This is a genomic window from Delftia sp. PE138, from assembly GCF_018320755.1.
Classification (GTDB): domain Bacteria; phylum Pseudomonadota; class Gammaproteobacteria; order Burkholderiales; family Burkholderiaceae_C; genus Comamonas; species Comamonas tsuruhatensis.
Map to the genome: position 1 here is coordinate 1 of NZ_JABEPN010000019.1, position 7,296 is coordinate 7,296.

Annotated in this window: 7 protein-coding genes; 6 read left to right on the forward strand and 1 reads right to left on the reverse strand. The window is 53.4% G+C overall.

Translation table 11 applies throughout. The features are described from left to right. The 6 genes from HFGMBDPB_RS29515 to HFGMBDPB_RS29535 form a co-directional block, all read left to right on the forward strand. Nucleotides 1-291: IS30 family transposase (locus HFGMBDPB_RS29515; RefSeq protein WP_160856081.1), on the forward strand; the 291-nt coding region annotated here is incomplete at its 5' end. Nucleotides 292-682: 391 nt separating this feature from the next. Then, nucleotides 683-1,753 (forward strand): ABC-three component system protein, encoded by a 1,071-nt coding sequence (locus HFGMBDPB_RS29520; protein WP_212646780.1) that lies wholly within the window; start codon nucleotides 683-685, stop codon nucleotides 1,751-1,753. Then, nucleotides 1,750-2,250 (forward strand): three component ABC system middle component, encoded by a 501-nt coding sequence (locus tag HFGMBDPB_RS29525; RefSeq protein WP_133074260.1) that lies wholly within the window; start codon nucleotides 1,750-1,752, stop codon nucleotides 2,248-2,250. Before HFGMBDPB_RS29520 ends, HFGMBDPB_RS29525 begins: the two co-directional genes overlap by 4 nt. Continuing rightward, nucleotides 2,250-4,241: a DUF3732 domain-containing protein gene (locus tag HFGMBDPB_RS29530; RefSeq protein ID WP_212646781.1), complete on the forward strand. Its 1,992-nt coding sequence runs from the start codon at nucleotides 2,250-2,252 to the stop codon at nucleotides 4,239-4,241. Before HFGMBDPB_RS29525 ends, HFGMBDPB_RS29530 begins: the two co-directional genes overlap by 1 nt. A 158-nt stretch (nucleotides 4,242-4,399) precedes the next feature. Continuing rightward, the gene (locus HFGMBDPB_RS29870; RefSeq protein WP_249343779.1) at nucleotides 4,400-5,176 is read left to right on the forward strand and encodes a DEAD/DEAH box helicase; all 777 of its coding nucleotides are present in this window, start codon (nucleotides 4,400-4,402) and stop codon (nucleotides 5,174-5,176) included. An 86-nt stretch (nucleotides 5,177-5,262) separates the two neighbouring features. Next, nucleotides 5,263-6,900: a helicase C-terminal domain-containing protein gene (locus HFGMBDPB_RS29535; RefSeq protein ID WP_249343781.1), complete on the forward strand. Its 1,638-nt coding sequence runs from the start codon at nucleotides 5,263-5,265 to the stop codon at nucleotides 6,898-6,900. Between the two features lie 104 nt (nucleotides 6,901-7,004). Here the strand turns inward: HFGMBDPB_RS29535 and HFGMBDPB_RS29540 are convergent. Then, nucleotides 7,005-7,296, reverse strand: a 292-nt coding sequence (locus HFGMBDPB_RS29540) for an IS30 family transposase (RefSeq protein ID WP_160856081.1), incomplete at its 5' end; no start/stop codon positions are given.

Below are 7,296 nucleotides of genomic sequence, written 5' to 3' on the forward strand. Positions count from 1 at the left end.
CGCTCCTTGACCTGGGATCGCGGCTCGGAAATGGCGGGGCACAAGCGCTTCACGTTGGCGACCGACATCCAGGTCTACTTCTGCGACCCGCACCATCCATGGCAACGGGGCACCAACGAGAACACGAACGGGTTACTCAGGCAGTACCTTCCCAAAGGCCTGGATCTGTCGGGCTACTCACAGGAGAGCTTGGATGCGATTGCAAGGCAGTTGAACCAGCGTCCCAGGAAGACGCTGGGGTTCAGAACACCTGCTGAAATGTTTGATGAGTGTGTTGCGTTGACCGGTTGAATCCACCACTTAAAGCGGCCATCCGCCACTGACCGAAAGGCAAGGCTGCGACGAACTGCCTTTGAGGCGCTTGGCATCGCGGTGCCCACTACGTCTCAGCGTACGGGAAAGTCGTCAGCTGTTTGATCATATATTCTTCATCAACCTGAGCGTTACCTCCGAACCTTCATGCAGAGCCCTCCTTCCGAGCTCCAAATTGAATCTGGTAGATACATTTGTAGAATGATGTCACCATAATTCCTGTGGGAGTTGTATGACGAAATCGGTAGGCAGGGGAGGCTCTCCCCGCAAACGCAAGACGGAGGTTCCTGGACAAGCACTCGGCTTTGGGCTTCAGTACACGCGCCTACTGCAGCTCTTGCTGCAGGCACCACCGGGAAGCGCCTGCAGCATGGAATACCTTGATGACGTCGCACAAGAAGATGCTCAGGGAGTCAAGCTGGGACAAAGCAAAAGCGCCCTTACCGCCAACCCTGTGGCGGATCGTGCGAAATCTCTTTGGAAAACGCTTTCGAACTGGATAACCATGGCCGCTGCTGGCGACTGTGACCCGGATCGGACCACGTTCGAGATGTACGTTTCTCGGCAGGTATCAGCACCGTTGGTCGAGGCTTTTTCCGGAGCAAGCACCTTGGAAGCCGCTAACGCAGGCATTGAGATGGCGAAATCCACCTTATGGGGAAGTGAGCCGGACTATGACTTGCGTGAAAGCGTCGCGCCCAACATCGCGCCCTACGTCAACAACGTTTTCAACGCTGACCAGCAATTGGTGGCGCGGATTATAAAAAACTTCAAGCTGACTTGTGGTTCGGGAAGCCCGCAGGCAGATGTCGAGGCCATCCTCAAGAAGCATCCCATCACGCACAGCAAGATTAGAGATATTGCCGACCATTTGAGTGGCGTTGTAAAGCGTCGTGTTGATGAAATGTTGGAGGCGGGCAAGCCCGCGATCATTTCGAGTGATGAGTTTCACACTTGGTATACCGCGTATGCCCAGAAGGTTGACCGCGAGACAGTGCTCACGACTTACGCTAAGCGGCCGAGCACCACAGAGGCTGAGGGTCACCTGCCGAGGTTGTTCGTACAGCAGTTGGACCTGATCGGGCTTGATTTTGAAGACAAACTCGAGGCGGTGAGCGACTATCTGATGGCGGCTGCGGACCGAACTGCGTGGGCCATCGGTGGAGACGTTGACGTGACCTCCTTTGATGAGTTAGACGTGACGCTAAAGCGTAGTTGGAGAAACAAGCGGTTAGCCTGCAGGGTTGCCCATAGCGACAAACGGCCAGACCAACAAGGCCTGGCCTTGTACGCCGATTGCATGGATAACAAAGTGCCTGTGCAGCAGAAAGAAGCGCCAGGACATTTCATTCCTGGCTGCCTTCATAGGCTCGCTGATGACTTAGCGATCGGCTGGCATCCCGACTTTGAGCTACAGCTTAGGCCGAAGAAGGCAGCATGACGACGCTCTCAGTAGAAGCACAAAACGTTCAGAATCCCGCGCTCGGCGCAGCCCTCCTTTGGCGCTTTTGCTGTGCCTATGTCAAGACTCATCCCACAGGCGATGCGCCGGCGTTGCCCACACTATTTGTGGTGCTGCCCATCGTGCTGCACCAAGCCACCGCGGATCTGTTGCACCGTACCTGGCCAAGCTCGGGCTTGAGGGCCTTCGCCGCAAAGTTTGGTGATGCCAAGGTATCGAAGCAGGATTTACTGCTGCAAATCCACGAACGATCGCTTCGATGGAGAACGCTTACCTTGGATTCGATCGAATTGGCAGCGGCTGGCCGGTTGATCTATTTGACTGAGTCCGGTTGCGCCTTGCCACTCTCAAAAACGGCGGCACGCGGCCTCCCCGATGAAGTCAAGCAACTCATGAGTGGCGCGGAAAAACTCGGAGGTTGGTTCGGCCCCTTGACCCTCCATGAAATCACTACGACCTTGAAGGTGAGGCTTTAATGTTCTTCCAAATTCGCGCCGTCGTACTTTGGCCACGCAATCCGGATTTCAAGCCTCGCCGACTGCGTTTTGATTTGGGTAAGGTTAACGTAATCAGCGGTGCATCGCGCACTGGAAAGTCTGCAGTAATTCCAATCATTGACTACTGCTTAGGTTCTAGCACTTGCTCCATTCCCGTCAACACGATCCGAAAGCATTGCGAGTGGTTCGGCGTAGTTGTTGCGACAACGCAGGGCGAAAAACTCCTTGCGCGCCGTGAGCCAGGCGCGCAACGGAGTACGGATGACATGTTCCTACTGGAAGCTGATCGCATCGAAGACGTCCCGCACCGAATTGTGAAAAACACTAATGCCGAGGCAGTAAAACGCCTACTTGATGAACTTTCGGGGCTATCAAACTTGGATTTTTCCGGTGGGGAAGAGGCCACTGGCTTCGACGGCCGACCAAGCTTCCGTGATTTGGCAGCCTTTACCTTCCAGCCCCAGAACATCATCGCCAACCCAGATGTCTTGTTCTTCAAGACCAACACATATGAGCATAGGGAAAAGCTCCGAAAGATCTTCCCGTACGTCCTCGGCGCAGTCACCCCAAGTCTTATGGCCAAGCAATATGAATTGGGCCGGGCGCGATCAGAGTTGCGGCGCAAGGAACGGGAGTTCAAAGAGGCGCAGGAGGTGTCCGCCCGCTGGCTGGCAGACCTTACCGCGAAATTCAGTCAAGCTTTGGAACTAGGCCTGGTGCCAAAACAAGAGGCGGAATCGACACGCGCCCAAATGATCGAGTTGCTAGACGAGGTCGTCGCCCGTACCGACCTCACGATCACTGTCAGCACCGAGACCATCTCGGAGGCGTTAAGCGAGCTGAATGGTTTGGAACGAGAGGAGCGAGAGGTTTCTCGTGAGTTAACGACATTGCGACATCGTCTGGCAGAGATGAATCGCATGAGCTTAAGTGGTTCTCAATACGAAACAGCCATCGCATTGCAGCGGGGTCGATTGAAGCTTTCGACTTGGATCCACGGACACATGGACGACAACTTGGACTGTCCTATGTGCGGTAGCCATACCGAATCGGCACGCAACAAGCTTAGAGTGCTGTCTGGCAGATTGAAGGCGCTGGAAGCTGGAGCAGGAATCGACAATGAGATTCCTGCGGCTTTTGATCGTGAAATGCAGCGCGTAAAAAAGGAAGTTGAATTGACGACAGAGCGACTTCGTTCTGTGCAAGTTCGCAAACGTGCGCTGTCAACCCGCTCAGATGAAGCCAATGAGCGACAGTTTGCAGCCAAGCAAGCCGAGCGTTTTGTGGGCAATCTTGAGTCCGCGTTGGACTTGCACCGTCGTTTAGGTGGCGACGGTGGCTTGGCTGAAGAGGTTGGCAAGCTGCGAGACAAAGTGCAGGAGCTTGAGATGGAGTTGAAGGAGCAGGACGTTGAATCGAGGAAGCGCCGTGCGCTGAATGCCGTCAATGGATACGCCGGCCGTCTCTTGCCTTTTCTGGATGTCGAGAACCCTGACGACCCTATTTCTCTCGAGATAAGCGATCTCACAATTAAGGTCCGCGGGGCAAACCGCGATGACTACCTGTCAGAAATCGGTAGCGGATCTAATTGGCTTTCGTACCACTTGGCCATGCTACTGGCGTTGCAGCAGTTCTTTCTATCCCAGCCAAATAGTCCAGTGCCTGGATTCTTGGTGTTGGACCAGCCCAGTCAGGTCTATTTCCCGAAGCACGTAGTTCAACGCCCAAGAGACGAAGAGATGGAGCCACAACTGCGGGACGAGGATATTATTGCGGTACACAAAGCCTTCGAGGTGCTCAATAAAGTCGTACTAAAATCCAAAGGAAGACTTCAGGTGATTGTTCTTGACCACGCTTCGCGCGATCTTTGGGGGGATATATCGGGAGTCGTGGGCCTGAAAGATTGGCGTGACGGCATCAAGCTTGTCCCGATGAAGTGGCTCAATGACAAGGATAATAAGCTTTCTTAATGCAAATTGAAAATAGCTGACTGAAAAGCAATAAAAAATGATTCAATAGTTATTTCTTCGGCAGTTTACCGGCACTCGTTGTGAAATTTTCACACCCGCGATAAATAGCGAAAATTGCCAACTCGTTAAGCTTGTGAATGCAAATAGGAGAGATAAATATGGTTGATTTCAACAAACTTAGGTCGCAGGCGATGCGCGCAGCGCCGATCGATCCGCTTGAAATTTTTAGACGTTTTCCGAAGCCTCAAGGAATCAATGATCTTTACACCAGCCAAGCGGAGGTGTTAGAGGCATGGTTCAAGCGCAGAAACGAGCGCGATACCATCGTAAAGTTACATACTGGCGGGGGCAAGACGCTCGTTGGTCTATTAATGGCGCAATCAACCTTAAACGAACTCAAAGAACCGGTTTTATATCTTGCCCCAACAACACAGTTGGTTAACCAAACACTAGAGAAGGCGCGCTCGCTTGGGATGACCGCCGTACCTTACGTTGTCGGCCAACCGCTTGCAGATGACTTTGTTAACGGCAAAGGCATCATGGTCGCGTCGTACAAAGCGCTATTTAATGGGTTCAGCAAGTTCGGCGTTAGGGGGGGCGAATGCCAATCAGGGCCGGAGCTGTCATTCTCGATGATGCCCATGTGGCCTTCTCAGTGGTGCGGGAATCTTTCACGCTGGAAGTTTCATCCAATAATGACCAAGATAAATACAACGATCTATGCTCTTTATTCCGGCCGGCATTTCGGGATATTGACCGTCTTGGCACCTTTGACGACACCGTCTCCGGACTTAGCAATATTGTTGTTGAGGTGCCATATTGGGCTTGGCACGAACAGATCGATGCGGCGCGCTCACTATTGCGCGGCGACGGGAGCGACACTCCGTTTGCATGGCCATTATTGCGTGACAATTTACACCTGTGCCACGCTTTAATCAGCAGCGATACCTTTACGGTGACGTCAGCGCTCCCGCTGGTCAACAGCTTCCCAACGTTTGCTGACGCACCGCGCCGCATATACATGTCCGCCACGATTGCTGACGATAGCGAAATCGTACGCACATTCGATGCCGACCCGCAACATGTCGGGAGCGCGTTGACGTCTCGATCGTTGGCTGGGATTAGTGAGCGCATGATACTGATTCCAAGCTTGATGAAGTTCAAGTTCAATGCTAATGAAGTCATGAAGGCATTGCTCACGCAGATAGCGCAGCGCAACCTAGGTGCGATTGTTCTTGTGCCATCAAATTTTGCAGCCAAGGCTTGGGAAGATATTGCGTATTTCGCTGAGGGTTCAGCTCAAGTGGAGGCTAAGGTTGAGGCGTTACAAGCTCGTGCTACTAGCGGGCCGATCGTTTTCGCTAATCGTTATGATGGTATTGACTTGCCTGGGGATTCCTGCAGGTTACTAGCTATGGAAGGTCTGCCATCGGGTACATCGGACTATGAATTACTGCGCGCAAATACCCTTTATGGTGGTTCGACTATTAGTCGAATGCTTGCGCAACGCATTGAACAAGGCATCGGACGCGGGGCACGAGGCGCCGGCGATTATTGCGTTGTATTGCTTGCCGGGGCAGATCTGTCAGGCTGGATAGCCAAAGATGCCAATTTCAAATTACTCACTAGTGCTACTCGAGCCCAGCTTGAAATGGGGTCTACGGTGAGCAAAGAGGTGGATGACGTCGAGGACTTGGCAAAGACAATCGAGATGAGCATCCGCCGGGATGCTAATTGGGTTGAGTACCACGCAGCCACCCTAGCTGAAAATGTGAAGCAGGAGGACCTTGATCCAAAACGCTTCGACGTCGCCGCGGCAGAACGTAAAGCTTTTAATAATTGGGCGGATGGGTATCACGACAAGGCGATCGCCAAGTTGGATCAAGTGGCCAACGGTCAAGTATTGCCAGACGATCAGACACGGGGCTGGCTGCTCCAGTTGGCCGGCCGCATCGCAAATCATTGGGGTCAAGATCACCGCAGCGATGAATTACAGCGAGCAGCTTTTGGGTTGAATCGCAACTTGTTGCGACCGCGGGTAATGCCTCCGTACCGCCCGTTGCCAATTCCTGGGGCCCAGGGCGCGGCTATCGCATCCCAATTGCGGGGATACCGGATGCGGCGTGGTCTGCTCCAACGATTTGAGTTGGTGGTATCAAAGCTGAATTCCAACGCGTCTGCTAATCAATTTGAGCAAGCCTTAGCAGATTTAGGTGAATTGATTGGGCTGTCGACAGAACGTCACGACGACGGCGGCGAGGGGCCAGATGTTCTGTGGTTGCTGCCGAACAAGGTTGCGCTCATTCTGGAAGCAAAAAGCCGCAAACTTGAGAAGAACCCATTGACCAAGGAAGAGCATGGTCAGTTGCTTGTCGCACAACAGTGGTTCGATAAGAGCTACAACGGATTTGTGAGCTTACGGGTTGTAGTGCATCCGACAAACAAAGCAACTGCTGCCGCTGCCGCGCACGACAGCTATGCATTGACCCTTGACCGATTGGCTGCCTTGGTGGCAGACGCTCGTGTGCTGTTGACTGATCTTTGCGAGTCCCAGCTTACCGACATCGAACTTGAAGGGCACTGCCAACAACTGATTGAGCGATCTCCAATACGTGCGGATAGGCTTGACGCCTACCTCACTCTTTTCGTTGAGGGATAGAGGGGCCGATGCGTCCAAGCTTCAGAGCTAACCTCTGCGTATAGGGTCCATTCGGGGAGCCGTCACTTATAGCGCATCGCGAACGTCCGCTTCTGACGGTGGATTCAACCGGTCAACGCAACACACTCATCAAACATTTCAGCAGGTGTTCTGAACCCCAGCGTCTTCCTGGGACGCTGGTTCAACTGCCTTGCAATCGCATCCAAGCTCTCCTGTGAGTAGCCCGACAGATCCAGGCCTTTGGGAAGGTACTGCCTGAGTAACCCGTTCGTGTTCTCGTTGGTGCCCCGTTGCCATGGATGGTGCGGGTCGCAGAAGTAGACCTGGATGTCGGTCGCCAACGTGAAGCGCTTGTGCCCCGCCATTTCCGAGCCGCGATCCCAGGTCAAGGAGCGG